We start from the raw sequence: 25,841 nt of genomic DNA, 5'->3' as shown, positions 1-25,841 counted from the left end.
TAGTATAGTAACCAAATGCCCCGGCGCCCCGGAGCTCTCCCCGCGCCGAAGAGAAAGGAATGTCCGCTATGTCTCACAATCCCGGCACTCAGTGCCTCCACGCAGGCTACCGCCCCGCCAACGGCGAGCCCCGCAACATCCCCATCATCCAGTCCACCACCTTCCGCTACGAGACCAGCGAGGCTATGGGCAAACTCTTCGACCTGGAGGCCTCCGGATATTTCTATACCCGCCTCCAGAACCCCACCTCTGACTCGGTGGCCGCCAAGATCTGCGCCCTGGAGGGCGGCTCTGCCGCCATGCTGACCTCCTCCGGTCAGGCGGCCAACTTCTTCGCCGTCTTTAACATCGCCTCCTGCGGCGACCACGTGGTGGCCTGCTCCGCCATCTACGGCGGCACCTACAACCTCTTCGCCGTGACCATGAAGCGCATGGGCATCGACTTCACCTTCGTGGAGCCCGACTGCACCCCCGAGGAGCTGGAGGCCGCCTTCCGGCCCAACACCAAGGCCGTCTTTGGCGAGACCATCTCCAACCCCTCCCTGGCGGTGCTGGACTTTGAGAAGTTCTCCAAGGCCGCCCACGCCCACGGCGTGCCCCTCATCGTGGACAACACCTTCGCCACCCCCATCAACTGCCGCCCCTTTGAGCACGGGGCCGACATCGTGACCCACTCCACCACCAAGTACATGGACGGCCACGCCAACCAGGTGGGCGGCGCCATCGTGGACAGCGGCAAGTTCGACTGGTTCGCCCACGCTGACAAGTTCCCCGGCCTCACCACCCCCGACGGGAGCTACCACGGCATCACCTACGCCGAGAAGTTCGGCCTGGAGGGCGCCTACATCACCAAGGCCACCGCTCAGCTCATGCGGGACTTCGGCGCCTGCTCCGCCCCCATGAACGCGTACCTGCTGAACGTGGGTCTGGAGACCCTCCACCTGCGGATGCCCCGCCACTGTGAGAACGCCCTGGCCGTGGCCCAGTTCCTCCAGAACCACGAGAAGGTGGCCTGGGTGCGCTACCCCAGCCTGCCCGGCGACCCCTACTATGAGCTGGCCCAGAAGTACCTGCCCAACGGCTCCTGCGGCGTGGTCTCCTTCGGCGTGAAGGGCGGGCGCAAGGCCGCCGAGACCTTCATGGCCGGGCTGGAGCTGGCCTCTATCGCCACCCACGTGGCTGATGCCAAGACCTGCGTCCTCCACCCCGCCTCCGCCACCCACCGTCAGATGAACGACCAGGAGCTGATGGCCGCCGGGGTCTCCCCCGATCTGGTCCGCTTCTCCGTGGGCATCGAGGACATCCACGACATCCAGGCCGACCTGGAAAAGGCTCTGGAGCGGGTGTAACTTCAGAAAGCAAAATGAGGCCGGGACCCGATGGGTCCCGGCCTCATATTTTTTTATACCTCCATGATGACGGGGAGGATCATGGGATTGCGCTTGGTCTTTTTGTAGAGGAAGTTGGACAGGTCGTTCTTCATCTCGGCCTTGATGGCGGCCCAGTCGGTGCAGTGCTCCTGCTGGCAGCTCTCCAGGGCGTTGACCGCCACCCGGCGCAGCTCCTCCATGAGCCCCTCGGACTCCTTCACATAGACGAAGCCGCGGGTGATGATGTCGGGGCCGGAGACCACGCTGCCGTCCTCGCTGGACATGGACACCACCGCCACGATCATGCCGTCCTCGGCCAGGTGCTTGCGGTCCCGCAGCACCACGCTGCCCACGTCGCCCACGCCGTAGCCGTCCACGAACACCTTTCCGGCGGGAACGGTGCCGTTGATCTTGGCGGAGTTCTGGGTCAGCTCGATGACCTTGCCGATGTCGCTGATGAGGATGCGCCGGGGGTCCATGCCCACCTCCTGGGCCAGCTTGGCGTGGGTCTTGAGCATCCGCTGCTCGCCGTGGACGGGGATAAAGAACTTGGGCCGGACCAGGGCGTGGATGATCTTCAGCTCCTCCTGGCAGGCGTGGCCGGAGACGTGGAGGGGCCCGCTGCGCTCGTTGATGACCTCGGCATCCTTGCGGAAGAGCTCGTTGATGACGTTGCCGATGGCGTGCTCGTTGCCGGGGATGGCGGAGGCCGACAGGATCACCCGGTCGCCGGCCCGGATCTCCACCTGCTTGTGGGTGTTGAAGGCCATGCGGGTGAGGGCGGACATGGTCTCGCCCTGGCTGCCGGTGGTGATGATGCACACCTTGTTGTCAGGCAGGCTCTTGATGTGGTTCACATCCACCAGCACGCCGTCGGGGATCTTCATATAGCCCAGCTCCACCGACACCTTCATGGCGTTCTCCATGCTCCGACCGGTGACGGCCACCTTGCGGCCGTACTTGGCGGCCACCGAGATGACCTGCTGGATGCGGTCCACGTTGGAGGCGAAGGTGGTGACGATGATGCGGTTGTCGCAGCCCCGGAACAGGGCGTCGAAGGAGGCGCCCACGCTGCGCTCACTCTTGGTGAAGCCGGGGCGCTCCACGTTGGTGGAGTCGGCCAGCAGGGCCAGCACGCCCTTCTTGCCCAGCTCGCCCAGCCGGGCCAGGTCAGTCATGCCGCCCTGGATGGGAGTGGGGTCGATCTTGAAGTCGCCGGTGTGGACCACGGTGCCGATGGGGGTCTTGATGGCGAAAGCCACCGCGTCGGCGATGGAGTGGTTCACATGGATGAACTCCACCGAGAATTTGCCCAGCTTCACCACCTCTCCGGCCTCGCAGGTGATGAGCTTGGTCTTGTCCAGGAGGCGGTGCTCCTCCAGCTTCAGCTTCACCAGGCCGGCGGTCATGCGGGTGGCGTAGATGGGCACGTTGACGCTGCGCAGCAGATAGGGGATGGAGCCGATGTGGTCCTCGTGTCCGTGGGTGAGGAAGATGCCCCGGATCTTGTCCTTGTTCTTGATGAGGTAGGTGAAGTCGGGGATGACCACGTCGATGCCGTACATATCGTCGTCGGGGAAGCCCATGCCCACGTCCACGACGATGATGTCGCCGCCGTACTCATAGACGGTGAGATTCTTGCCGATCTCATTGAGGCCGCCCAGAGAAATGATTTTCAGTTTTTCAGCCATGAAGTCAGTTAACACTCCTTTGATCTGTGATGATTTCTGTGTTGATGGGCCGTGTGTCAGGCCCTTGTTCCTGTGGATCACGCCGCGGCGCCCTGCGCAGGGCATACCAAAAGACGGGCGGACGCTCCCGCTCTTTCCGGCCCTGCCTCGCCGGAAAAAGGTAGAACGCATCCGTCCGGATACGCCGGATCAAACTGTCGGTTCCGCCGGACGCCCTGTGCCGCATGCACCGCGTGTACGGGGAGAAGGTCCGCAGGGCCGCCGCGCTCCAAACAGCGCGGAGACCATGCGGAAAAGAAGCGCAGAACGCTCTGCGCGGACAGGCCATCCTCGCCTGCCAGTAAAAAGCATTGTATCATACTTCCCGGAAAATGTACAAGCTAAATTTTCCGCGCCCCTGTTTCCATCCTATCCCTGTATCCCCCTTCTCATGCATCCGGGCGGCTTTTTTCTGTGCGGAAGGGAAAAAATGTGGTACAATGTTGCAAATGCCCCGCCCGCCGGGCGGAGAGACAGGAGCGTGAGCAAATGGAAGAGCTGCGGCCGGGCCGGTACCGCCATTTCAAGGGCAAGGAATACCAGCTGCTGGGGGTGGCCCGCCACTCGGAGACCGAGGAAGAACTGGTGGTCTACCGCCCGCTGTACGGCGAGGGCGGCCTCTGGGTACGCCCCGCGGCCATGTGGAGCGAGTGGGTGGAGCGGGACGGCTACGCCGGGCCCCGCTTTGCCTGGATCGAGGGACAACAGGAGGACTGACATGAACATCCAGATCTTTGGAAAATCCAAGTGTTTTGATACGAAGAAGGCCCAGCGCTATTTCAAGGAGCGTGGGATCAAATTCCAGTCGGTGGATCTGCTGAAATACGGCATCAGCCGGGGGGAGCTGACCAGCGTGAAGAACGCGGTGGGCCTCTCCGCCCTGGTGGACGAGAAGAACCCCGACGCGGCGCTGATCCAGTACCTGGCCTACGACGCCGACAAGCTGGAGAAGCTGCTGGAGGACCCCCGGCTGCTGCGCACCCCCATCGTGCGCAACGGCAAGCAGGCCACGGTGGGCTACTGCCCCGACGTGTGGAAAACCTGGAACTGACCCAAAAGACGGGACCTGTCCGCGGACAGGTCCCGTCTTTTTACCAGGTGTGGTGGGTGGGGGCCGGGAGGCTCTGGATGTTTTCAATGGCGATGCCGTGCGCCTCGGCGGCGGCCCGGGCCGCGTCCAGGTCGGCCACATCCTCCAGCCGGAGGGACACCCCGCAGCACACGCTGCACTCCCGGGGCGTGGGGGCCAGGGTACAGCGCACCCCCTGGGCCTTCATCACCTCGTAGAGGCGCATGGCCTCGGTGTGGTTGGGAAAGAGGACATAGCCCAACAGTTTTTCCGCCATCACTCGCCCAGCAGCTCCAGGAAGGCGCCGATGCGGGTGCGCAGCTGGCCGGCGTCGGTGTCGGTGTAGTCAGTCTCCAGGCCCAGCACGGGGATGCCCTTCTCCCGCAGGGCGCGCTCCACGCTGTACCCCTCGGTGTCGTAGAGGGAGCAGAACTTCAGGTTCACGTCGATGACACCGTCGGCGTGGTACTCCTCCACCAGGCGGAGAATGTCGTCGATGCGGGCGGTGTTGGGGGTGAAGCAGGCGCAGTTGATGCCCATGTACCGCTCGGCCAGGGCCTGGATCTGGCCGTCCAGGGTGGTCTGGGACTCGTCCACCAGGCGCTCGAAGTAGCGGGTGCCGGTACACATCTCCTCGGCCACCACCGCGCCGCCGCTGGTCTCGATGATATGGTGGAGCTTCCAGTTGGGCACGGCCAGCGGGGTGCCGGTGAGGAGAATGCGCTTGGTGCCCGCCGGGAATACCGACACGCCGTCCTTCACCCGCTGATCCAGCTCGTCGCAGAGCTTGTTGGTCATTTGGGTGAAGCGGGCGGGGTCGTCGTAGAAGGCGATCTGGGAGATGACCAGGGCATCCTTGCCGCTGATGGGCAGCTTCTCGTTCTTGCGCAGGTCATAGAGGCGGGCGAGGGCCCGGCGCTTGTCGTTGATGAGCTTGATGGAAGCGGCCAGCTTCTCCGGGGTGACGGTGTTGCCGGTGACCTCCTCCACCTTGTCCTTGAAGGCGGCGATCTCCTCGGCCCAGGCCTTCACGTCCTTGGCCCGCTTCATCTGGGGGAGCTGCATGACGTAGGTGGGCACGTCCTCGCCCAGGATCTCCCAGGCCTTCTTCTTGCCGTCACAGGTGGTCTCACCGATGTAGATGTCCGCGATGCGGAAGAAGGGACAGGTCCGGTCCAGCCGGGCGCCCACGCTGGCCTTGATGAGGGGGCAGGTGTTGGCGGGCAGCACCTTCTCGCCGCCGGGGACCCAGAACTGGGACCCGCCGCACAGACCCGTGGCGATGCCGTCGGCGGCAAAGACGATCTCGTCGGGCACATAGACGCAGAAGGTGCCGAACACCTTGCCGCCCTTCTTCTGGTGCTCGATGAGCTCGGCGGGCCGGACGCCGTGGATCTCGGCGATGACGAAATTGTAGTAATCCATGGCCTCGGGGCGGTTTTCCTGGGAGAGATACACCTCGCCGAACAGGCCCGGGAGCACTTCGCACAGCTGGTCATGGACCTCCAGATTCATGCCCAGGGACTTCCACATCTCATGGTAATCAGCCATTGCGGGACACTTCCTTTCTCCAAGTGGGAGGGGGCTTCCTCCATCTGCTTCCATCTTACCACGCCCGCCCCGTTCTGACCAATTCCGACTGTTTATATTATCTATGTTCTTTATTGATAACTCAAATAGTAACTTTCTCTTGCTTTACCTCGGTAATCTAGGTATAATATACCTAGGAAGCCGAGGCATCTTTGGAAAGGAGGTCCGTCATGAAACAGAGCAACAATCTCCTCGCGGGCAGCACCACCCTGCTGGTGCTCTCCCTGCTGGCCCCCGGGGATAAGTACGGCTATGAAATGATCGCCGCCCTGGAGGAAAAGAGCGATCACACCTTTACCTTAAAGGAGGGCACCCTCTACCCCATTCTCCACAGCCTGGAGAAGGAGGGAGCGGTGAGCGCCTACGAGAAAGAGGCCCCCAGCGGCCGGAAGCGGAAGTATTACGCCATCACTCCCCGGGGCCGTCGGCTGCTGGAGGAGAAGCGGAGCGAGTGGCAGTCCTTCAGCAAGCTGGTCAACGCCATCGTGGCCGAGGGGGAAGGTCTGCTCTCCCCCGTCTAAAGGAGAAGGCTATGACCATCCCCGACTACTGCGCGGCGGTGTGCCGCTTCGTCCGCTTTTCCCCCGACCACGCCGCCATTACGGCGGAGCTCACCGCTCACCTGGAGGACGCCGTGGGGGCCCGGGAGAGCCGGGGCGTCCCCCACGAACAGGCAGTGGTCCAGGCGGTGGACGCCATGGGCGACCCGGCGGAGGTGGGCAAGGCCCTGGACGCCCTACACAGCCCCCTGCTGGGCTGGGTGCAGATCTGGGTCCGGCGGGTGCTGGTGCTCTGCGCCGTGCTGATGCTGCTCCCCGCCCTCACCGGGCTCTGGACGCTGTCCAAAACCTTCGTCCCCCAGGAACATCCCGCCCAGTGGCAAAGTACCCAGACCGGTGAGGCCCTCCCCGGCCTCCCCATCCGAAATGCGGCAAAGCACAGCGGCTACACCCTTTCCCTTTGGGACGGGGTACGGGACGGAGACACGGTGGCCCTGCTGGTGCGGCTGGAGCACTTCTCGCCCTGGCTGCGCTCCCCAAGTGAGTGGGCCTTTCAGTCCCTCACCGTCACCGACAACGTGGGGAGCACGTACATCAACTGGGCCACGGCCCAGGAGGCGCATCTGGAGGAATTCCAGGTCTACGCCTCCTCCAACGGGCGCTATGACACCTTTTTTTCCACTTACTTTACCCTGACGGTGTACAACGTGCCGCCGGAGGCCGATATTCTGACCTTCACACTGGCGCAAAGCGGGGAGCCGTTTTCCTTCTCTCTCCCCCTGAACGGAGGCGACGGCCATGCGTAAATTCTTCCGCAAACAACGCACCCAGGGCCAGAAGCTGCGGCGGGATCTCCTACTGCTCCTGCTGCTGGCCGTGCTGGGCTGGGTGCTGCTGGACTTCCCCTGCTTCACCCGGAATCAGGCCTTTTCCGCCCTGGAGGACCGCAATTTCTACGGAAATGGCCAGGTGCTCCGCACGCTGGAGGGGAATTACGGCCATCAGTACCGCATCACCCGCGCGGGGGACTGCTATGCCTGGGAGCAGGTCTGGCCGGTGCTCTTCTCCCGTATCCTGTGGCAGCCGGGGCAGATGGAGGTCATTTCCGACGACCCGGAGGCTCCCCTGGTCGCCCTGCCCGTAGACCCGGATTTTCTCCCCGGGGTGGTGGCGGTGGTGAGCCATGATGCCTCCATTGTAACCGTAGAGGTCACATATCCCGCTCTCTGCCGCCCCGGCGGGCCCGAGGGCTGGCAGAAGGTGACGATTTCCTCCGCCGACTGCGTGAACAACTGCCTCCTCCTCCGGGCACCGGAGGAGGAGGCCGCCCAGCTGGACCATCAGGCCATGGACGCACTCTCCCTCACCGGCTATGACGCCGCCGGGGCGGTGGTTTGGCGCTCTCCCCAGCCCGACTGGTCTCTGTACGGATGGAATTGAGGTGAAAGCCATGGCGCTCTTTGTACTGGAACGATACTGCGACGCGGTGTGCGCCCACATCCGCTCCAAGGCGGGGCGGCGGGAGACCTACCGGGAGCTGCGGGACCACCTGGACGACCACGTCCAGGCCCTCACCGACCGGGGCATCCCACTGGACGTGGCCCGGGAGCGGGCGGTGGCCGCCATGGGTGACCCGGCGGAGGTTGGTAAGGCCCTGGACAAGCTCTACCCCTACTGTCCCCCGGCCCTCCCCGCCGCCTGCACGGTGCTGACGGTGGCGGTGCTGCTGGCCGCCTGGAGTTTTCAGATGCGGGACGAACGGTTATCCGAGCGCTTTCTGTGGCCGGATTACCGTTCTCCCAGCCAAGGGGAGGTCCTTCTGTCCACCGGCACCGCCCGGGGCGGCGGGAAGCTGGGCCCCTACACCTTCACCCCCGCCGGGACGGCGGAGCTGGTGGAGCGGCCCGACGCCGTCCGGGAGGACGGCACGCCCCTGGCCCAGCTGCGGGTGCCCCTCACCATCACCTGGGCCCAGCCCTGGCTGGATGAGCCGGAGTTGTACGACAACGCCCCCTTCGCCGTGGAGGGCGATCCGGAGGCCTACGGCTACTGGAGCACCGACACCCTCACCCCCCTGTCCGCCACCGGCGAGCTACTCTTTACCGTAGCGGAGGATGTTCAGAGCGATACCCTTCTCATCCACGATCAGACCGGCAACACCCTCCGTATTTCCGTCATTCTGCCCCGGGAGGTGACGCCATGAACTACCGCCTGCGTGTCCTGAAAGCCTGGGGCCCCGCCGTCCTCTCCGCCCTGCTGCTGGTATTTTCCCTCTTTCTCCTGTGGGCGGTGACGGACTTCCCCCTCCCGCGGGAAGCTACCCTCCGCCGCCTGGAGGACCAGGCCCTCCTCCCCCACGGGACCACTCTGGCCTCCGGCACGGTGGAGCTGGAGCCCTTCGCTGAGAAAACGCCCCGCTTCACCTGGACCCTCCGTGGGGACGGGGAACAGACCTGGGTGCTGCTCACCGAAGCCTTCAGCCCTCTGAGCCGCCCCTATCCCAGCTACGGCTATCGCTCGGTCCAGGCCAAATCCACCCCCTTCTGGGGAGAACTGCTGGAACTCCAGTCGTTTTCCGTCTTTTCCTCCATCTCCGACGGGGCTCCGGAGACCGACTGGGCCACCCAGTTCTGCCTCCTGGCCTACACTGATGACCCGGCGGTTGCCCGGGTGGAGGCCTGGGCGGGCTGGCAGGAGGAGCCGGGAAAGCTCGACGGTCTGGCCGCCGGGACCCTGACCCCGGCGGAGGACGGTGAGGGCATCTGGACCGGAATCCTCACCCAGAACCCCAGCCCCAGCGGCTCCCTGGTGTGGCGGGTGCGGGCCTATGACGCGGCCGGAAATCTGCTCTATGAGGACTGCTCCAACCCCGAGCGCTTTGTTTCACTTCCTTAAAAAAGAAAATCCCACCCCGGGAGGCAAGCCGCCTTCCGGGGTGGGATTTTTTTACATGCTGTTTGAAATCAGCCGGGGAGCCGCTCCACCATGGCTCCGATGTAGTCGCTGTCGATGACCTTGAACCGGTCCTCGGGGGGATAGAGGGCGCCGCCGTAGTAGATGGCCCGGTTGTTGGCCACGGAGGTGTCCATCTGGGTCCGGTGGGCGGCCAGGTGGATCTGGTCACAGCCGGTCTCCGCGATGATGCGGTCCATGTTGCGGGCGGTGATGCCCGCGCCGGGGAGGATCTGGATGCGGCCGGCGGCGTACTCGATCATGTCGCGCACGGTCTGGGTGCCCTGGGACACATCGGGCTCCTGGCCGCTGGTGAGCACGCGGGTGATCTTCAGCTCGATCAGGGCGTCCAGCACGCTCTTCCAGTCGGGTACCACGTCGATGGCACGGTGGAACACGGTCTCCTTGCCGGCCTCCTGCGCCATTTCGGCCAGGATGCGGGTGCGCTCCAGGTCCAGGGTGCCGTCCTGATGGAGGAAACCAAAGACCAGACCGTCCGAACCGTTGGCCAGCAGCTGCTTGGCATCCTCGAGGGCGGTGGCAAACTCCGCCTCCGTGTAGCAGAAGCCGCCCTCACGGGGCCGGACCATGGTCATGATCTTCATGCCGGTCTCCCGCTTGGCCACTACCAGCTCGCCGATCGTAGGTGTGAGACCGCCGTGAAAGAGGTTGCTGTTGAGTTCGACGCGATGCGCGCCGGCCTTGTGGGCTTGGATGACGTCGTCCGCGCTTCCGCAGCAGACTTCCAAAATCACGCTACTCATTTTTTCATCACCTTAATAATTTAGTTTCCTTGGGTAACTTTATTATAATATTTTTTGTGCTATATGTCAATAAATACTTGCATTTTAGAAAAAGATTGAGTATAATATAAAACGAAGTGCACAAGCACCACCCTTTATTTATTATCTTTACTTAAAAAAGTGCCAGGAGGGAGCGTCTGTGGTCTCGGGAAAAAAGGTGGATCGTACCTTGATGCACCAAAATAATACCCGATTGGTCCTGTCCGCTATCCGCCAGGCCGGTGAGATGTCCCGGGCCCAGGCCGCGGAGGCCACGGGTATGAGCATCGTCACCGTGGGGCGCATCGTGGATGAGCTGATGGCCCTGGGCATCCTCCGGGAGCAGGAAAAGGAGAGCGGCATCCAGGTGGGCCGTCCCCCCCGGGTCCTCTCTCTGGAGCACAGCCAGCTGCTGTGTGCCAGCGCCTTCCTGGGCCGGGGCGAGCTGTTTCTGGGCGTGGTAGACCCGCGGGGCTGCCTGCTGGACCAGGAGCACCACGCTTTCCCCGATTCGGAGGAGTTCCTCCCCCCCGCCGTCCTGCCCTGGATGGCGGAGCGCCTGGAGCGCTTTCTCGCCCGCCACGCGTGGGAGAACATCCGCTCCACCGTGGGCGTGGTGGTCCCCGGCATCGTGGACATCGACCAGGGCGTGCTTCAGTTCTCGGCCAACCTCCGCTGGCGGGACGTACCGGTGGTCTCTTATTTAAAGGAGCGCATGCCCCAGTACCACTTCCTGCTGGAGAACGACACCAAGGCCATGGCCCTGGCCGAGCAGAATTTCGGTGAGTGCGCCGGCTGCCGCAACATGGTGGCCCTGAGCATCGGCGACGGTATCGGCGCGGCCATGATCCTCAACGGCGAGATCTACCGGGGCGTGAACAATATGGCCGGCGAGATCGGCCACATCATCCTCAACCCCGCCGGCAAGATCTGTGAGTGCGGCAAGGTGGGCTGCCTTCAGACCCACCTCTCCCAGCGCACCATCCTGGCCGAGGCCCGCAGCGTCTACCCCGGCATCACACTGGCCGGGCTCTTTGACTACTTCCAACGGGGCGACCCCTTCTCGGTGGCCCTGATCGGACAGGTGGTGGAGTACACCTCCATCGCCATCAACCTTCTGGCCAACACCTATGCGCCGGAGGTGGTCCTCCTCTGTGGGAGCATGCTGCGGCAGAACCCCATCTTCGCCACTCTGGTGGAGCGCAGCTACCGCAGCAAGATCAATGAATACATGAAAGATACCTTCCAGCTCCGGTTCGAGCACTTCGGCGTGACCGGCCACCTGATGGGCGGCAGCGCCCTGGCCCTGCGCCAGGTGCTGGAGCAGCTGTGCGCCTCGCGCACCTGATGAGCATAATCGAGAAACTGGTCAAAGGCGACCCATGAGATGAGGTGATAAGCATCCCGGTCCCCCGAGCGCCAGGGTGGGAACGTCCCGCGCTGGCATACGTCCCCAAGAACGACTGAAAGTGAGGTAACTGAAATGATGAAGAAACGTATTCCTGCCCTGATGCTGGCTGCTGCCATCGCCTTCTCCGCCGCTGGCTGCTCCGGCGGCAACCAGCCCTCCGAGAGCTCCACCGCTCCCTCCGGCGAGCCCTCCACCAGCTCCGCCACCGCGCCCGACAACGATCTGGTCGTGGCCTTCAACACTGACATCCAGAGCATGGACCCCCACAACACCACCGACACCCTCTCCATCACCGTCAGCCGCACCATGTACGAGTCTCTGGTGACCTTTGACGAGAACCAGGAGGTCGTGCCCCTGCTGGCTGAGAGCTACACCGCCGAGGACGACAACCTGACCTACACCTTCAAGCTGCGCCAGGGCGTCAAGTTCCACGACGGCACCGACTTCAACGCCGACGCGGTCATCGCCAACTACGAGCGCTGCCTGGCCGACACCACCCTGCGCCAGAACAGCCGCGTGGCCAAGTGGGAGTCCTGCACCAAGGTGGACGACTACACCGTGGCCATCAAGCTGAAGGAGCCCAACTCCTCCTTCATCAACCAGTTCACCCAGTTCCAGATCGTCAGCCCCAAGGCTCTGGAGGAGGGTCTGGACCTGAACAAGAACGCCGCCGGTACCGGCCAGTACACCTTCAAGGAGCACACCGAGGGCGATCACGTCACCGTGGTTCCCTTCGCTGACTACTGGGGCACCAAGGCCACTGTGGACAGCCTGACCTTCCGCGCCGTGCCCGAGGACGGCAGCCGCGTGGCCATGCTGCAGACCGGTGAGGCCGACTACATCTACCCCATGCCCACCGTGCAGGCCGCTCAGGTGGATGGCACCGATAACATCACCGTGGGCGCTGTCGCCTCCAACATCATGCGCTATGTGACCCTGAACACCAACCTGCCCGAGCTCTCCGACAAGCGGGTGCGTCAGGCCATGAACTACGCCATCGACAAGCAGGCCTATGCCGCCGTGGTGTTCAGCGGCTACTGTGAGGAGGTCCTGTCCTGCTATCCCTCCACCGTGTCCTACTACTCCGAGCAGACTCCCTACACCTATGACCTGGAGAAGGCCAAGTCCCTGATGGAGGAGGCCGGCTACGGCGACGGCTTCACCCTGACCCTGTGGGGCGACAACATCTCCGCCGAGCAGACCGGCATGCAGTTCGTCCAGCAGCAGCTGGCCCAGATCGGCATCGATGTGGAAGTCCTGCCCATGGAGCCCAGCACCCTGAGCGACATGATCTATGTCGATGAGGACGAGGCCGAGATCAACATGTGGTACGTGAACTGGTCCGCCAGCTCCTTCGACGCCGACGGCTCCATGCGTTCCATCCTGCACAGCGACATGGTGCCCCCCAAGAGCGCCAACACCGCCTACTTCCGCAACACCGAGTTCGACTCCCTGCTGGATCAGGCCATCAAGACCAGCGATCCTGAGCAGCTGACCGACCTGTACGCGCAGGCTCAGGCCATCGTGTGGGACGAGGCTCCCTGGCTCTTCCTGGGCAACGACGAGCTGGTCTACGGTGCCAAGAGCTATGTCAGCGGCATCACCCTCAACCCCGACGGCTCCGTGGATGTGACCAACGCCGCCCTGGCTCAGTAAGCGATCCCGATCCTGTCCACTTCGCTCATGTGATTTTGGCTTAGGCCGCAGATGAGGTCTGGCGGCGGCTGTGCTGCTGCCAGACCTCTCTTTCTATATCAACTGCAAAGGAGGCAACGCATTTGGGCCGCTACTTTGTCAAGCGGGTGCTCAGCACGATCCCCCTGCTGCTGGTCATCTCGATTTTGATTTTTGCCTTTATCCACCTGATCCCCGGCGACCCCGTTCGTAAAATGCTCCCCAAAGAGGCCACTCAGGAGGAGTACGAACAGCTGAAGGAGGAGCTGGGCTTCAACGATCCCCTGCCGGTTCAGTACATCAACTATATGAAGGGCATCTTCCACGGTGACTTCGGCGAGTCCTACAAGAACGGTCTGCCCATCAGCGAGATCTTCCCCGCCCGTCTGAAGGCCACCCTGACCCTGACGCTGTGGGCCATCCTGTGGTCGGTGGTCCTGGGTACCCTCATCGGCATTGTATCCGCCGTCAAACGAGGGAAATTCCTGGACTACGCCGGCATGGTCATCGCCACGTCGGGTATTTCGGTGCCCTCCTTCTGGCTGGGCCTCATGCTCATCCAGATCTTCTCGGTCAAACTGGGCTGGCTCCCCACCGGACAGCTGGACAGCTGGAAGGGCTACATCCTGCCCGCCATCACCATGGGCTGCTCTATCATGGGTACCCTGGCCCGCTACTCCCGCTCCTCCATGCTGGAGACCATGCAGGAGGACTATGTCCGCACCGCCCGCGCCAAGGGCCAGCGGGAGTCCCTGGTGGTCCTGCGCCACGCCTTCCGCAACTCCCTGGTGCAGGTGGTCACCGTGGTGGGCCTGCAGATCGGCGGCCTGCTGGCCGGCTCCGTGCTGGTGGAGACCGTGTTCTCCATCCCGGGCCTGGGCCGTCTGATGGTGGACTCCATCAACTTCCGTGACTACAAGGTCATCCAGGCCCTGCTCATGTTCTTCGCTGTGGAGTACATCGTCATCAACCTGATCGTGGATCTGCTTTATGGCGTCCTGAACCCCAAGATCCGCTACGACTAAAGGAAAGGAGGCCGTCTGTATGTCTGAAAATACCCATTCCGTTACCCCCAACCCCAACGAATTCATGGACGACCCCGTGCTCCAGAATCGCAGCCGGACCCGGGAGTTCTTCAAGAAATTCTTCCAGCGCAAGACCGCCGTGGTGGCCGGATGCTTCATCCTGTTCCTCATCATCATCGCCATCATCGGTCCCTCCATCGCCCCCTACGACCCCTCGGCCTATGACTACTCCGCCATCCGCTCCGGCCCCAGCGCCCAGCACATCATGGGCACCGACGAGTTCGGCCGCGACGTGTTCAGCCGCCTGCTGGCCGGCGCCCGGCTGTCCCTGGGCTCCGCCCTGGCCGCCGTCGTCGTGGGCGCCGCGCTGGGCACCATCCTGGGCATCCTGGCCGGCTACTACGGCGGCATTCTGGAGGCCCTCGTGATGCGCAGCAGTGACGTCCTGTTCGCCATGCCCGACATCCTGCTGTGTATCGCCATCGTGGCCATCATCGGCCCCGGCCTCATCAACGTCATCATCGCCGTGACGGTATTCACCATACCGTCCTTCGCCCGAATCATGCGCAGTGCCACCCTCTCCGTCAAGGGGAGCCTCTACGTGGAAGTGGCCCGCTCTCTGGGCTGCCCGGACCGCCGCATCCTCATCAAGCACATCTTCCCCGGCACCGTGCAGTCCATGATCGTCAACTTCACCATGCGCATCGGTTCGGCCATCCTGGCCGCCTCCTCCCTGAGCTTCCTGGGCTTCGGTGCCGACGTGTCGGCTCCGGAGTGGGGCGCCATGCTGTCTTCGGGCCGTAACTACATCGGCGTGGCCGACCACCTGATCCTGTTCCCCGGCCTGATCATTTTCCTCACCGTGCTGGCCTTCAACCTCTTCGGCGACGGCCTGCGCGACACCCTGGACCCCAAGGTCAAGTAAGGAGGCGGACGGAATGACTGAGCAAGTATTGCTGGATGTGCGCAACCTGCGCACCGAATTTAAAACCGGCAGGAAGCAGAGCGTCACCGCCGTCAACGGCGTCAGCTTTCAGGTCCGCTCCGGCGAGATCGTGGGCCTGGTGGGCGAGTCCGGCTGCGGTAAGTCCGTGACGAGCCTGTCCATCATGCAGCTCTTCCGCAACACCAACGGCCGCGTCACCGACGGCCAGGTGCTCCTGAAGGGCAAGGACCTGCTGAAGTGCTCCGAAAAGGAGATGCGGGCCATCCGGGGCAAGGAGATCTCCATGATCTTCCAGGAGCCCATGAGCTCCCTGAACCCCTCCATGCGCATCGACGCCCAGCTCATCGAGGCCATCCGGCTCCACACCGACCTGGATAAGAAGGCCGCCCGGGAGCACGCGCTGGACATGCTGGGCCGGGTGGGCATCGCCAACCCCGCCATGGTGCTGCGCAGCTTCCCCCACCAGCTCTCCGGCGGCATGAGCCAGCGCGTGATGATCGCCATGGCCATGTGCTGTGACCCCACCGTCCTCATCGCCGACGAGCCCACCACCGCTCTGGACGTGACCATCCAGGCCCAGATCCTCCAGCTCATGCGGAAGATCAAGGAGGAGAACGACACCGGTATCCTCCTCATCACCCACGACCTGGGCGTGGTGGCCGAGATGTGCAGCCGGGTCATCGTCATGTACGCCGGTCGCATCGTGGAGGAGGCCCCCGTGGAGGAGCTCTTCGCCTGCCCCAAGCACCCCTACACCCAGGGCCTCATCGCCTCGGTCCCCAAGCTGGGCTCCGGCGTGACCAGCCTGCCCTCCATCCCCGGCAGCGTGCCCGACCTGTCCCTCATGCCCGAGGGCTGCAAGTTCGCGCCCCGCTGCTCCAAGGCCTGTGAGCGCTGCCACAAGGCGGAGCCCGCCCTCTTCGATCTGGGCGGCGACCGCAAGAGCCGCTGCTGGCTCCACGAGGCCGAGCAGGTCAAGACTGATAACAAGGAGGCGACCGGCGCATGACTCCCCTGCTCTCTGTGAAAAATGTGACCAAGACCTTCCCGGCCGGCAAGGGCATGAAGGCCTCCAAGGCCCGGGTCCACGCGGTCAACAACATCTCCTTCGACATCTACCCCGGCGAGACCTTCTCCGTGGTGGGCGAGTCCGGCTGTGGTAAGTCCACCACCGGCCGCCTGGTGGACCACCTGCTGGTCCCCGACTCCGGCGAGATCTGGTTCAACGGCCAGGACATCTCCAAGCTCACCGAGAAGGAGATGCGCCCCCTGCGCAAGGACATCCAGATGATCTTCCAGGACCCCAACGGCTCCCTGAACCCCCGCATGCGGGTGGAGGATCTGGTGGCCGAGCCCCTGCTGGTCCACACCAACCTGAGCGCCGCCGAGCGGCTGAAGGTGGCCCATGAGCTCCTCCAGATCGTCGGTCTGGGCGCCAAGCACGCCCGCCGCTACCCCCACGAGTTCTCCGGCGGCCAGCGCCAGCGCATCGGCATCGCCCGGGCCCTGACCGTGCGGCCCAAGCTCATCATCGCCGACGAGCCCGTGTCCGCTCTGGACGTGTCCATCCAGGCCCAGGTGCTCAACCTGATGCAGAAGCTGCAGCAGGACTACGACCTGACCTACCTCTTCATCTCCCACGACCTGAGCGTGGTGGAGATGATCTCCGACCGGATCGCCGTCATGTACCTGGGCTCCATCGTGGAGCTGGCCCCCAAGAAGGAGCTCTACGGCAACCCCAAGCATCCCTACACCAAGGCGCTGCTCTCCGCCGTGCCCATCCCCGACCCCACGGCCAACCGGGACCACGAGCTGCTCCAGGGCGACATCCCCAGCACCATCAATCTGCCTGTGGGCTGCCCCTTCCAGACCCGCTGCCCCCGCTGCACCGAGGCGTGCCGGCAGAAGCCCATCGAGCCCAAGGACCTGGGAGGCGGCCACATCGTCTCCTGCATCCACATCGACGACTGAGGAGACGTTCCCATGGCCTATACCTTTGACCGCGCGGCCTACGAGCGCCGCACCGCCTGGTACACCCAGGCCCGCTTCGGCCTGTTCCTCCACTGGGGGCTGTACGCCATCCCCGCCCGGGGCGAGTGGGTGCGCAGCTATGAAAACATTCCCAGCGAAGCCTACGACCCCTACGCCCAGGAGTTCAATCCCCGGGACTGCGACATGCACACCTGGATGGAGGCCGCGCGGGACGCCGGCATGAAATATGCCGTCCTCACCGCCAAGCACCACGACGGTTTCTGTCTCTACGACAGCACCTACACCGACTTCAAGTCCACCAACACCCCCGCCGGGCGGGATTTTGTACGGGAGTTCCTGGACGCCGCCCGGGACTGCGGGCTGCGGGCGGGCCTGTACTTCTCCCTCATCGACTGGCGGCACCACGACTTCCCCCACTACGGCGACCGGTACCACCCCATGCGGGATAACCCCGCCTACGGGAACGAGAACCGGAACTTCGACCGCTATCTGGAGTACCTGCACAACCAGGTCCGGGAGCTGTGTACCAACTACGGCAAGCTGGACCTTCTCTGGTTCGACTTCTCCTACGACCACCTGCGGGGCGAGGCCTGGAAGGCCACCGAGCTCATGGAGATGGTCCGCTCCCTCCAGCCCGATGTCATTATCGACAACCGCCTGGAGGTGAGCGGCGAGGGCTTCGGCTCTCTGGCCGCCTGCCAGCCCACCCCCTTCCACGGCGATTTCGTGAGCCCCGAGCAGATCATCCCGCCCCGGGGCCTGGTGGACGCCGAGGGCAAGCCCCTGGTGTGGGAGTGCAACTGCACCATGAACAACCACTGGGGCTACTGCGCCACCGACCACTTCTACAAGCCCGCCCCCATGCTCATCAAGAAGCTGGTGGAGTGCGTCTCCAAGGGCGGCAACCTGCTCCTCAACGTGGGTCCCGACGCCGAGGGGCGCTTCCCCAAGGAGTCCCTGGCCATTCTGAAGGAGATCGGCGCGTGGATGAAGGACAACGGGGAGAGCATCTACGGCTGCGGCCCTGCGGGCATCGAAAAGCCCGACTTCGGCCGGGTCACCCGGAAGGGCAACTCCCTCTACTTCCACCTCTTTGAGAACACCATCGGCCCCGTGCCCCTCTTCGGGGTGGACAAGGAGCGCATCGCCTGCATCCGCCGGGTGGCCGACGGCAGCGAGGTGCCCCTCTCCACCAGCTGGGTCCACAGCGACTACCCGGACCTGGCCTTTGCCGATCTGGGTCCCGACCCGGTGCTGCCCGACCCCACCGACACGGTGCTGGAAGTCCGGCTGAAACCCTAAACAAACAAGCCCCCTCAGCCTCAGGCTGAGGGGGCTTGTTATTTGTTTTCACAGGTAACTCAAGAACAGTTTTAAAAGCATGTAGCAGGCCGCGCCCACCGACAAGAGCCCCACCAGAAGGCGCAGGAGCTTCAGATTGACTCGTCCGGAGAGCTTGGCGCCCAGCAGCACGCCGGCACCGTGGGCCAGGACGCTCCCCACCGCCAGGGGGACCAGATTGTCCAGGGTCGCGTGGGACAGGTACCCCACACAGGCGGGCAGGGCAATGGCCGCCGAGTCCAGCAGGCTCACCCCTACCGCCACGCGCAGGTCCACTCCCAGCACCGCCAGCAGCGGCACCACCAGCACCGGGCCGCCTGCGCCGGTGAGGGAGCAGATGGCGGCGGTGACCAGTCCCAGCAGCACCAGGACCACGGGATTGTGGAGCGCACCGCCGGAGGCGGTGTTCTGCTCTGCCTTCTCCTTTTTCAGCAGCACCGACAGGCCGGACAGGAGCACCACGGCGTAGAGCAGCACCTTGGCCGCGTCCACGGGGATGAGGAGGTTCAGCTTCACCCCCAGCAGCGCCCCGGCCAGACTGCCCAGGCACAGGGGGAGGCCCAGCTTCCAGTCCAGATTTCCGCTGCGGTGGTAGGACCAGGTCCCCAGAATGCCGGAGGTGAGGAAGGAGAGGAAGCTCAGGGCCAGAGCGTCGGTGACCGGCATGCCCAGAAAGCCGCTGAAGGTGATGGGCAGCAGGAAGCCCGCGATGCCCGAGATCCCGATGAGGGTGCCAACCACCAGGTTGGCCAGAACAACAATCCAAAGCAAGGCCAGACCTCCGCTCATCCCTGGGGGAAGAGCTGGCGGTGGACCTCCTGAGCCCGGGCCAGCACGGCCTGCTCATCCAGGGTCAGCACCTTCCGGTCCCGCATGAGGAAGCGCCCCTGGACCATGGAGTCGGCCACGTCGCCTGCGTTCACCGTCTCCAGCAGGGTGTTGGGCAGGTCGGAGGTGGGCAGGATGTGGGGCTGCTCCAGGTCGATGGAGATGAGATCGGCCAGATACCCCGCCTTCACCGCACCCAGGCGGCCCTCATACCCCAGCGCCGCCGCGCCGCCCGCCGTGGCCATGCGCAGGATGGTGCGGGCAGGCATGACCACCGGGTTGGCATAGGGCACGCCCACATGGGCGTTCATCACCGAGCGGAAGATCTTCATTTCGTTCCACAGGGACAGCCCGCCGTGGGCGGCGCCGTCGGTGCCCAGGCCCACGCTGGCCCCCCGCTGGAGGAGCCGCGGGGTGTAGGGCACCCCCTTGCCACAGTTGGAGAAGGGACAGTGGACCACCTTCACCCCACGCTGGGCCAGCAGGTCGATCTCGTCGTCGTTGAGGAGGATGCTGTGGGCGGCCAGAAAGTTGGGCCCCAGCACCCCAAGGTGGTCCAGGTACTCCACCGGGCGCAGGCGGTGGCGTTCCAGGCTGGCGTTGACCTCGTTGGGGTACTCGCTCACATGGGCGTGGATACCGGTGCCCCGCGCCCGGGCCCGCTCGCAGACCCGGAGGGTCAGGTCCTCCGTGCAGGACAGGAAGGAGCGCAGGGAGTAGAACACCGAGATGCGCCCCTCACCCGCCCCGTGGAAGCGGCCAAAGAGGTCGTCGTTCTGCTCGATGCAGGCCTGAGTGGAGTGCTTCATGGTGGGGGGCGCGTCCCCCGCGTCCACGGTGGAGCAGGTCAGGGCGGCCCGCAGACCGGCGCGCTCCACCACCCCGGCCACCCGGTCCATGAAGCGCCCGCCCGCATCGGCAAAGGCGGTGGTGCCCGACTTGATGAGCTCCAGACAAGCCAGCTCCGCCTCCACCTCCACCGCCTCGGCGGTGAGACCGCTCTCGAAGGGCAGCATGATGCGGGTCCAGATCATGGGCAGCTGGTCCAGAATGCGCCCCCGCAGGAGCTGCTGACAGGTGTGGATGTGGCCGTCCACCAGGCCGGGGAGGAAGAGCTTCCCCCGGCCGTCCACCACCTCGGCCGCCGCGCCGGGCAGGGGCGTGGGCCCCACCGCCGCGATGGTCTTGCCCTGGATGGCGATGTCCTGGTGGAAGTCCACCTCCATGTGCTCGTTCAGTACCGCACAGTTGCGGATCAAAAAGTCGTACATCTTCCGTCCCTCCCTAGATGTTTCCGGTCAGCTTCAGCGCCAGCTGGGCCACGCAGGCCGAGCCCACGAAGGTGGCGGTCATCACCAGAATGCTGATGAGGATCATCTGCCAGCCCTGCTTCACAAAGCGCTTGATCTCGGTGCCCACCGAGATGCCGGCGAAGGCGCCCACGATGGTGAGGGGCGCGGCAAAGTTGATTTGTTCCACCGCCTCCACCACAAAGGTGGATACCGGCGAGATGGGAGAGGCCAGCAGCATCCCCAGCAGGGAGCAGTAGGCCACCACCGGCAGCTTCAGGGGGATCACCCGGGTACACACCACCGCCACAAAGGCGATGGCCAGCATGATGAGGACCCCGGGCAGGGAATCCAGGGCGTTCACCCCGTAGCCCACCCAGTTGGCCAGCAGGATGCCCACGCCCACCAGGGGCAGAAGCATCAACCATTCCCGATAACGGATCGCCATGTGTTATTCCTCCTTTGCGGCGGCGCGCTCCTGCTCCAGCTCCTCCGCCGCCCGGCGGCCGGCCTTGGTGATGCGCCCGATGCGGGGCTCCAGGAACGCGTAGAGTTTATTGGACAGGGGCAGGGCGATGAAGAGGCCCACATAGATGCCCAAAATGCTGGTCAGGGCGGCGCTGGCCCCGGCAAAGGCCAGGATCTGCTCCGACTGGGCCGGATAGATGGAGGCCAGACTGGCCGAAGCGGCAGCCATCATAATGGCCGCGCCCACGCCGGAGGCCATGGCCAGCGCGTAGGGGTGCCACAGACCGGTGGAGGCGCACACTGAGGCCATGAGGCCGAAGTAGATGGTGCCGATGAGGCCGCCCACGATGTACACCGACAGGCTCCCCCGGGACTCGGCGGAGTCAGCGCCGTACACGTCGCTGATGAGGGCCAGGTTGACCTCCCGGTTGAGGGAGTGGCACGCGCCGATGGCCTCCCGCTTCATGCCCAGGAAAATGGCGATGGGGAGCACCAGGAAAATGGGGGTCAGGTTGCCCAGCTCCCGCAGGAAGAGGGCGGGACCGGCGGAAAAGACGGTCATGATGTCTTTGCCCGCCGTGATGCCCAGCTTGGCGATAAAGGGGCCGATGCCCACCAGCACCAGACCGGAGGCCGCCTTGACCTCCTTGGCGCTGAAAAATTTTAAGGCCTCAGGGCCCAGGGCCACGCCGAACACCAGGGCGTAGACGATGGGGAAAATGATGAGGGCGCCCACCCCCAGGGAGATTTCCTTTTTGCCGATCAGGTCGGCCACCGCTACCAGGGCCAGCGCGCCCAGGTAGACCTTCCACTCACTGCGCAGCCGCTGGGCGATGGTGTCGTAGGCATAGCGGGGCGCCTGCTTCTCCGTTCGTTTCACGGTATCACCTCTCCAAAAAATAGTGGTCTGGGGGTCCCTCCGCCCTAAAGTGTAGCGGAAAAGCCCCCCGGACCAACAGGACAGGTGACTGTTTTCAAAACCAAAAAATTCTGCTATAATTTGGCCATCTTATACAAGGTGTTTTCAAGATAAATCTGGAGGGGATTTCCGTGACACATCAGGAGGTCTTGGAGCGCTTTCCGATCCTGAAGCCCTGGTTTGCCGGGCTCCCGGAGGAGCTCCACGGGGTCTATACCCTGCGGGAGCTGCCCGAGCGCTATCTCATCCACCAGAAGGACAGCCCCCTGGACCGGGTGGGCGTGCTGTGCGAGGGCGGGCTGCGGGTCATCAACGAATTTGCCAGCGGCAACGCCATCATGATCGAGCACACCGGCCCGGTGGATTTTATTGGGGACGTCACCGTTCTGGCCGGGCGGCCCCGGGTGTCGGTGACCATCGAGACCCGCCTGCCCAGCACAGTGCTCTTCTTCACCCGGGCGGACTTTGAGTTCTGGATGGAGCGGGACCCCCATCTGGTCCGCGAAATGGCCCGGAAGGTGGCCGACAAGCTCTACCAGTCCTCCTACGGCCGGGGCAAGGAGCTCTTTTACAGCTCGCCCCGGCGGCTCATGGAGTACCTCCTTCGGGAGACAGCGGGGGCGGCGGGCTCGGTGCGGCTCCCCGCCACCCGGCAGCAGATGGCCGAGGAGCTGGGCATGAGCCTCAAAACGGTGGACCGCACCGTGGTCAAGCTGCGGGAGCAGGGGCTCCTCACCGTGGAGCGGGGCAAGCTCTGTCTCTCCCCGGAGCAGCGGGCGCGGATGACCCAGGCCCTGAGCGAGGAGCCCGCCCCCTCCAGCGGCTTTGGGCGGCGGTGACCGTTCCCCAACAGACAAAAACACCCCCCGGAGCCCTGAGGCTCCGGGGGGTGTTTTATCGGATGGTCATTCGTCGCCGTAGGTATGGGCCAGCACCTGGGACAGGGCTACCTTGCGGCAGCGCTCGCAGAGCGTCTCCGTCTCCTGGCCCGCCTTCTTCGCGGCCAGAGCCAGCTCCTCCGCCGTACCCAGCACCGCGCCGCACTTGGCACAGCGCACCAGTGCAAAGGTTTTGCCCCAAATGGTGCGGGTGGTCGCCGTCTCGGTCAGCTCAATGGCCCCGGTGGGACACACGCTGGCGCAGGACCCGCAGCCCACACACACCGGGCTCTCATCGTGGTAGGGGGTGGCGACCTCCTTGGTGACGCCCCGGTTGACGGTGGAGATGGCCCCCACGCTCAGCTCGGAGCAGGCCCGGGCGCACAGGCCGCACAGGATGCACTTTCCTGGCTCCACGTTGGGCAGCCGCTCCAGAGCGGGCGCGCCGTAATGGGCGCACATCTGGGCGATGAGCTCGCTGTCCGGGGCCCGCTTGTGGAGCAGAGACAGGATCATCCCCCGCTGGCGGCGGACCTTGTCGCTGTCGGTGTAGACGGTACACTCCCGCTCCACCGGGTACACACAGGAGACCACGATCTTGGGCCCCCGGCCCTCGTCCACCTCCACGATACACACCCGGCAGCAGCCCTGCCCGGGCAGCGCCTCGTGGTGGCAGAGGGTGGGGATGTAGAACCCGTTGCGCCGGGCCACCTGGAGGAGGAATTCCCCCTTCTCACAGGTACAGACTTTTCCGTCGATGGTAATGTTCATCCCGCCACCTTGCCTTTCGTGACCACGGCCCCGAACTTACAGGCCTCCCGGCAGGAGCCGCAGGCGATGCACCGGGCAGGGTCGATGACATGGGGCTGCTTCCGCTCGCCGGACACCGCTCCGGCGGGACAGGCCCGGCCGCAGGCGCCGCAGCCCACGCACTTCTCCGCGTCAATGGCGAAGCTGGTGAGGGCGGCGCACACCCCGGCGGGACAGCGGTGCTCCAGGATGTGGGCCTCATACTCCTGCCGGAAGTATTTCAGGGTGGTGAGGACCGGGTTGGGGGCCGACTTGCCCAGGGCGCACAGGGAGCTGTCGGCCAGGGTGTGGCACAGCTCCTCCAGCAGGTCCAGGTCGCTGAGCTGCCCCCGGCCCTCGCAGATGTCGGTGAGGATCTGGAGCATGTGCCTTAACCCCTCCCGGCAGGGGGTACACTTGCCGCAGGACTCCTCGGAGAGGAACTTGATGTAGTACCGGGCCACCTCCACCATGCAGCTGCGGTCGTCCATGACGATCATGCCGCCGGAGCCCATCATGGCCCCCCGGCTCTTGAGGGTGTCGAAGTCCACCGGCAGATCCAGCAGCTCCGCCGGGATGCACCCGCCGGAGGGGCCGCCGGTCTGGACGGCCTTAAAGGGCCGGTCCCCCTGCACGCCGCCGCCGATGTCGTAGATCAGGTGCCGCAGGGTCACCCCCATGGGCACCTCCACCAGGCCGGTGCGCTTGACCTTGCCCACCAGGGCGAACACCTTGGTGCCTTTGGAGCCCTCGGTGCCCATCCGGGCGAAGGCGTCGCCGCCGTGGAGGAGGATCACCGGCACATTGGCCAGGGTCTCCACGTTGTTGAGGACGGTGGGCTGGTCCCACAGACCCCGCTGCACCGAGCGGATGTACTTGGCCCGGGGCTCGCCCACCCGGCCCTCCACCGAGGCCATGAGGGCGGTGGACTCGCCGCAGACGAACGCGCCGCCGCCTCTGACCACAGAGAGTTTTAATTTCTTGTCCGATCCCAGGATGTGATCGCCCAGCGCGCCGTAGGCCTCGGCCTCGGCGATGGCGGCGCGGACGTTCTTCACCGCCAGGGCGTACTCGTCCCGGATGTAGAGGAAGCCCTCCTCCGCGCCGATGGCCAGGGCGCAGATGGCCATGCCCTCCAGCACCGAATGGGGGTCGCCCTCCAGGATGGAGCGGTCCATGAACGCGCCGGGGTCGCCCTCGTCGCCGTTGCAGGCCACATATTTGGGGAATTTGTCATACCCGGCGGCGGTGCGCCACTTCCGCCCGGTGGGGAAGCCGGCTCCGCCACGGCCCCGCAGGCCCGAGCGGTCCATCTCGTCCAGGATCTCTTCCGGGGTCATGGTGAGGGCCTTGCGCAGGGCCTGGTAGCCCCCGTGGGCCACGTAGTCCTCCACGCTGGTGGGGGAGATGGCGCCGATGTTGCGCAGGGCGATCTTGTGCTGGGGGGCGTAGAAGGGGTTTTCCCGCTGACTGCGCACCCGCTGGCCCTGGTCGTTCTTGTAGAGGAGGCGGTCCACCGTCTCCCCGCCCAGGACGGTCTTTTCCTCGATCTCGGGGACGTCCTTCACCTGGACCTTGTAGTAGGTGATGTCGTCCGGGTCGATCTTCACCAGGGGGCCGTTCTCGCAGAAGCCGTTGCAGCCGGTCTCCTTTACCAGCCACTCCACGGCGTGATCCGAGCCCTCCAGCAGGCGGTGGAACTCGGCGGCCACCTTGGCGCTGCCGTTGGCCAGGCAGCCGGTGCCGCAGCACACCAGGACGGTCTTACTCATGAGGGCGTCACCTCCTGATATTGGGCCAGGATGCCGGGGAGCTTCTCCAGCGTCACTTTTCCGTAATAGGTGTCGTCAATGACCATCACCGGGGCCAGGGCGCAGGAGCCCAGGCAGTTGACCAGCTCCAGGGAGAAGAGCCCGTCGGGGGAGGTCTCCCCCGCGCCGATGCCCAGCAGGCGCTTCACCCCGTCCACCAGGGCGGTGGAGCCCCGGATGTGGCAGGCCGTGCCGTCGCACAGCTTGATGATGTGCTTGCCCTTGGGCTGGAGGCTCAGGGCCTTGTAGAAGGTGGCCATGGCGTACAGGGAGGACAGGGGACAGCCCAGGTACTCCGCCAGGGCCTCCATCCCCACCCGGGGAATGTAGTTGAACTGATGCTGCATGTCCTGGAGCATGGCCAGGCTGTACCGCTGCTCCGGGGGATAGCGATTCAAAATGGTCTGGATTTCCTCCATGGAGAGATCCATATGGGCTTCACCGCCTTTTCAGAGGGTAACGGGGCGGCGGAGGGCG

At 64.7% G+C, this 25,841-nt stretch carries 27 protein-coding genes; 16 read left to right on the top strand and 11 right to left on the bottom strand.

The features are described from left to right. Positions 1–68: 68 nt before the first annotated feature. Entirely contained in the window at positions 69–1,349 is a 1,281-nt protein-coding gene (locus B5G43_RS11025) for an O-acetylhomoserine aminocarboxypropyltransferase/cysteine synthase family protein (RefSeq protein ID WP_087261254.1), read from the top strand. A gap of 53 nt (positions 1,350–1,402) precedes the next feature. Here B5G43_RS11025 and B5G43_RS11020 read toward each other — a convergent pair whose 3' ends face one another. Beyond that, on the bottom strand, positions 1,403–3,061 hold the full coding sequence (locus B5G43_RS11020; RefSeq protein ID WP_140397520.1) for a ribonuclease J: 1,659 nt from the start codon (positions 3,059–3,061) through the stop codon (positions 1,403–1,405). Positions 3,062–3,589: 528 nt separating this feature from the next. Between B5G43_RS11020 and B5G43_RS11015 the strand changes: the two genes are divergently transcribed. Then, positions 3,590–3,817: a DUF1653 domain-containing protein gene (locus tag B5G43_RS11015; RefSeq protein ID WP_087261246.1), complete on the top strand. Its 228-nt coding sequence runs from the start codon at positions 3,590–3,592 to the stop codon at positions 3,815–3,817. 1 nt (position 3,818) lies between these two features. Further along, positions 3,819–4,151 carry an ArsC/Spx/MgsR family protein gene (locus tag B5G43_RS11010; RefSeq protein ID WP_087261243.1) on the top strand — a complete coding sequence of 111 codons (333 nt, stop codon included), beginning with the start codon at positions 3,819–3,821 and terminating at the stop codon, positions 4,149–4,151. A 40-nt stretch (positions 4,152–4,191) separates the two neighbouring features. On the opposite strand, the gene B5G43_RS11005 is transcribed toward B5G43_RS11010, so the two are convergent. Continuing rightward, positions 4,192–4,446, bottom strand: coding sequence for a DUF3343 domain-containing protein (locus B5G43_RS11005; protein ID WP_087261240.1), 255 nt, complete (start codon positions 4,444–4,446; stop codon positions 4,192–4,194). Next, positions 4,446–5,720 (bottom strand): double-cubane-cluster-containing anaerobic reductase, encoded by a 1,275-nt coding sequence (locus B5G43_RS11000; RefSeq protein WP_087261236.1) that lies wholly within the window; start codon positions 5,718–5,720, stop codon positions 4,446–4,448. The genes B5G43_RS11005 and B5G43_RS11000 overlap by 1 nt, the downstream gene beginning before the upstream one ends. Positions 5,721–5,929: 209 nt before the next feature. On the opposite strand from B5G43_RS11000, the gene B5G43_RS10995 reads away from it, so the two are divergent. Genes B5G43_RS10995 through B5G43_RS10970 form a run of 5 tightly spaced genes read left to right on the top strand, consistent with a single transcriptional unit; the run spans position 5,930 to position 9,154 of the window. Further along, positions 5,930–6,280 carry a PadR family transcriptional regulator gene (locus B5G43_RS10995; protein ID WP_087261234.1) on the top strand — a complete coding sequence of 117 codons (351 nt, stop codon included), beginning with the start codon at positions 5,930–5,932 and terminating at the stop codon, positions 6,278–6,280. An 11-nt stretch (positions 6,281–6,291) separates the two neighbouring features. After that, entirely contained in the window at positions 6,292–7,065 is a 774-nt protein-coding gene (locus B5G43_RS17110; RefSeq protein ID WP_143382861.1) for a permease prefix domain 1-containing protein, read from the top strand. Next, on the top strand, positions 7,058–7,699 hold the full coding sequence (locus tag B5G43_RS10980; RefSeq protein WP_087261225.1) for a DUF5044 domain-containing protein: 642 nt from the start codon (positions 7,058–7,060) through the stop codon (positions 7,697–7,699). The genes B5G43_RS17110 and B5G43_RS10980 overlap by 8 nt, the downstream gene beginning before the upstream one ends. A gap of 10 nt (positions 7,700–7,709) precedes the next feature. Beyond that, on the top strand, positions 7,710–8,462 hold the full coding sequence (locus tag B5G43_RS10975; RefSeq protein ID WP_162610821.1) for a permease prefix domain 1-containing protein: 753 nt from the start codon (positions 7,710–7,712) through the stop codon (positions 8,460–8,462). Then, positions 8,459–9,154: a hypothetical protein gene (locus B5G43_RS10970; protein WP_087261218.1), complete on the top strand. Its 696-nt coding sequence runs from the start codon at positions 8,459–8,461 to the stop codon at positions 9,152–9,154. The genes B5G43_RS10975 and B5G43_RS10970 overlap by 4 nt, the downstream gene beginning before the upstream one ends. Positions 9,155–9,222: 68 nt before the next feature. On the opposite strand, the gene B5G43_RS10965 is transcribed toward B5G43_RS10970, so the two are convergent. After that, on the bottom strand, positions 9,223–9,975 hold the full coding sequence (locus B5G43_RS10965; protein ID WP_087261216.1) for a copper homeostasis protein CutC: 753 nt from the start codon (positions 9,973–9,975) through the stop codon (positions 9,223–9,225). Between the two features lie 178 nt (positions 9,976–10,153). Here B5G43_RS10965 and B5G43_RS10960 point away from each other — a divergent pair, with 178 nt between their 5' ends. The 7 genes from B5G43_RS10960 (at position 10,154) to B5G43_RS10930 (ending at position 18,343) form a co-directional block, all read left to right on the top strand. Beyond that, positions 10,154–11,341, top strand: a complete 1,188-nt coding sequence (locus B5G43_RS10960) for an ROK family transcriptional regulator (RefSeq protein WP_087261213.1) — start codon at positions 10,154–10,156, stop codon at positions 11,339–11,341. Positions 11,342–11,476: 135 nt separating this feature from the next. Then, complete coding sequence (locus tag B5G43_RS10955; protein WP_242960543.1) at positions 11,477–13,060, top strand: glutathione ABC transporter substrate-binding protein; 1,584 nt, start codon at positions 11,477–11,479, stop codon at positions 13,058–13,060. A gap of 122 nt (positions 13,061–13,182) precedes the next feature. After that, positions 13,183–14,103 carry an ABC transporter permease gene (locus B5G43_RS10950; protein WP_087261208.1) on the top strand — a complete coding sequence of 307 codons (921 nt, stop codon included), beginning with the start codon at positions 13,183–13,185 and terminating at the stop codon, positions 14,101–14,103. 19 nt (positions 14,104–14,122) lie between these two features. Beyond that, complete coding sequence (locus B5G43_RS10945) at positions 14,123–15,028, top strand: ABC transporter permease subunit (RefSeq protein WP_087261205.1); 906 nt, start codon at positions 14,123–14,125, stop codon at positions 15,026–15,028. Between the two features lie 13 nt (positions 15,029–15,041). Beyond that, positions 15,042–16,058: an ABC transporter ATP-binding protein gene (locus B5G43_RS10940; protein ID WP_087261202.1), complete on the top strand. Its 1,017-nt coding sequence runs from the start codon at positions 15,042–15,044 to the stop codon at positions 16,056–16,058. Beyond that, the gene (locus tag B5G43_RS10935; protein WP_087261199.1) at positions 16,055–17,020 is read left to right on the top strand and encodes an oligopeptide/dipeptide ABC transporter ATP-binding protein; all 966 of its coding nucleotides are present in this window, start codon (positions 16,055–16,057) and stop codon (positions 17,018–17,020) included. The genes B5G43_RS10940 and B5G43_RS10935 overlap by 4 nt, the downstream gene beginning before the upstream one ends. 12 nt (positions 17,021–17,032) lie before the next feature. Further along, the gene (locus B5G43_RS10930; protein ID WP_087261196.1) at positions 17,033–18,343 is read left to right on the top strand and encodes an alpha-L-fucosidase; all 1,311 of its coding nucleotides are present in this window, start codon (positions 17,033–17,035) and stop codon (positions 18,341–18,343) included. 48 nt (positions 18,344–18,391) lie between these two features. On the opposite strand, the gene B5G43_RS10925 is transcribed toward B5G43_RS10930, so the two are convergent. From B5G43_RS10925 to B5G43_RS10910, 4 genes are read right to left on the bottom strand one after another with little or no spacing between them, the layout of a single operon-like run. After that, the gene (locus B5G43_RS10925; RefSeq protein WP_242960542.1) at positions 18,392–19,153 is read right to left on the bottom strand and encodes a sulfite exporter TauE/SafE family protein; all 762 of its coding nucleotides are present in this window, start codon (positions 19,151–19,153) and stop codon (positions 18,392–18,394) included. A 14-nt stretch (positions 19,154–19,167) separates the two neighbouring features. Next, complete coding sequence (locus B5G43_RS10920; RefSeq protein ID WP_087261191.1) at positions 19,168–20,481, bottom strand: amidohydrolase family protein; 1,314 nt, start codon at positions 20,479–20,481, stop codon at positions 19,168–19,170. Between the two features lie 13 nt (positions 20,482–20,494). Further along, the gene (locus B5G43_RS10915; protein WP_242960541.1) at positions 20,495–20,947 is read right to left on the bottom strand and encodes a hypothetical protein; all 453 of its coding nucleotides are present in this window, start codon (positions 20,945–20,947) and stop codon (positions 20,495–20,497) included. Positions 20,948–20,950: 3 nt separating this feature from the next. Beyond that, the gene (locus tag B5G43_RS10910) at positions 20,951–21,847 is read right to left on the bottom strand and encodes a DUF3100 domain-containing protein (protein ID WP_087261188.1); all 897 of its coding nucleotides are present in this window, start codon (positions 21,845–21,847) and stop codon (positions 20,951–20,953) included. A gap of 170 nt (positions 21,848–22,017) precedes the next feature. On the opposite strand from B5G43_RS10910, the gene B5G43_RS10905 reads away from it, so the two are divergent. Beyond that, positions 22,018–22,725 carry a Crp/Fnr family transcriptional regulator gene (locus B5G43_RS10905; protein ID WP_087261184.1) on the top strand — a complete coding sequence of 236 codons (708 nt, stop codon included), beginning with the start codon at positions 22,018–22,020 and terminating at the stop codon, positions 22,723–22,725. Between the two features lie 66 nt (positions 22,726–22,791). Here the strand turns inward: B5G43_RS10905 and B5G43_RS10900 are convergent, their stop codons facing one another. The 3 genes from B5G43_RS10900 to B5G43_RS10890 are packed head-to-tail and all read right to left on the bottom strand — an operon-like array spanning position 22,792 to position 25,783. Further along, a complete protein-coding gene (locus tag B5G43_RS10900; protein ID WP_087261181.1) occupies positions 22,792–23,535 on the bottom strand; it encodes a 4Fe-4S dicluster domain-containing protein in 744 nt (247 codons plus the stop codon). Further along, positions 23,532–25,325 carry an NADH-ubiquinone oxidoreductase-F iron-sulfur binding region domain-containing protein gene (locus B5G43_RS10895; protein ID WP_087261178.1) on the bottom strand — a complete coding sequence of 598 codons (1,794 nt, stop codon included), beginning with the start codon at positions 25,323–25,325 and terminating at the stop codon, positions 23,532–23,534. The genes B5G43_RS10900 and B5G43_RS10895 overlap by 4 nt, the downstream gene beginning before the upstream one ends. After that, complete coding sequence (locus B5G43_RS10890; protein WP_242960540.1) at positions 25,322–25,783, bottom strand: NAD(P)H-dependent oxidoreductase subunit E; 462 nt, start codon at positions 25,781–25,783, stop codon at positions 25,322–25,324. The genes B5G43_RS10895 and B5G43_RS10890 overlap by 4 nt, the downstream gene beginning before the upstream one ends. Between the last annotated feature and the right edge of the window lie 58 nt (positions 25,784–25,841).

Origin of the sequence: Flavonifractor sp. An92, assembly GCF_002159175.1 — a bacterium.
In the GTDB taxonomy this organism is placed as follows: Bacteria; Bacillota; Clostridia; order Oscillospirales; family Oscillospiraceae; genus Pseudoflavonifractor_A.
Note: the sequence above shows the minus strand (reverse complement) of the source record. Positions and strands in the feature narration are given on the sequence as shown.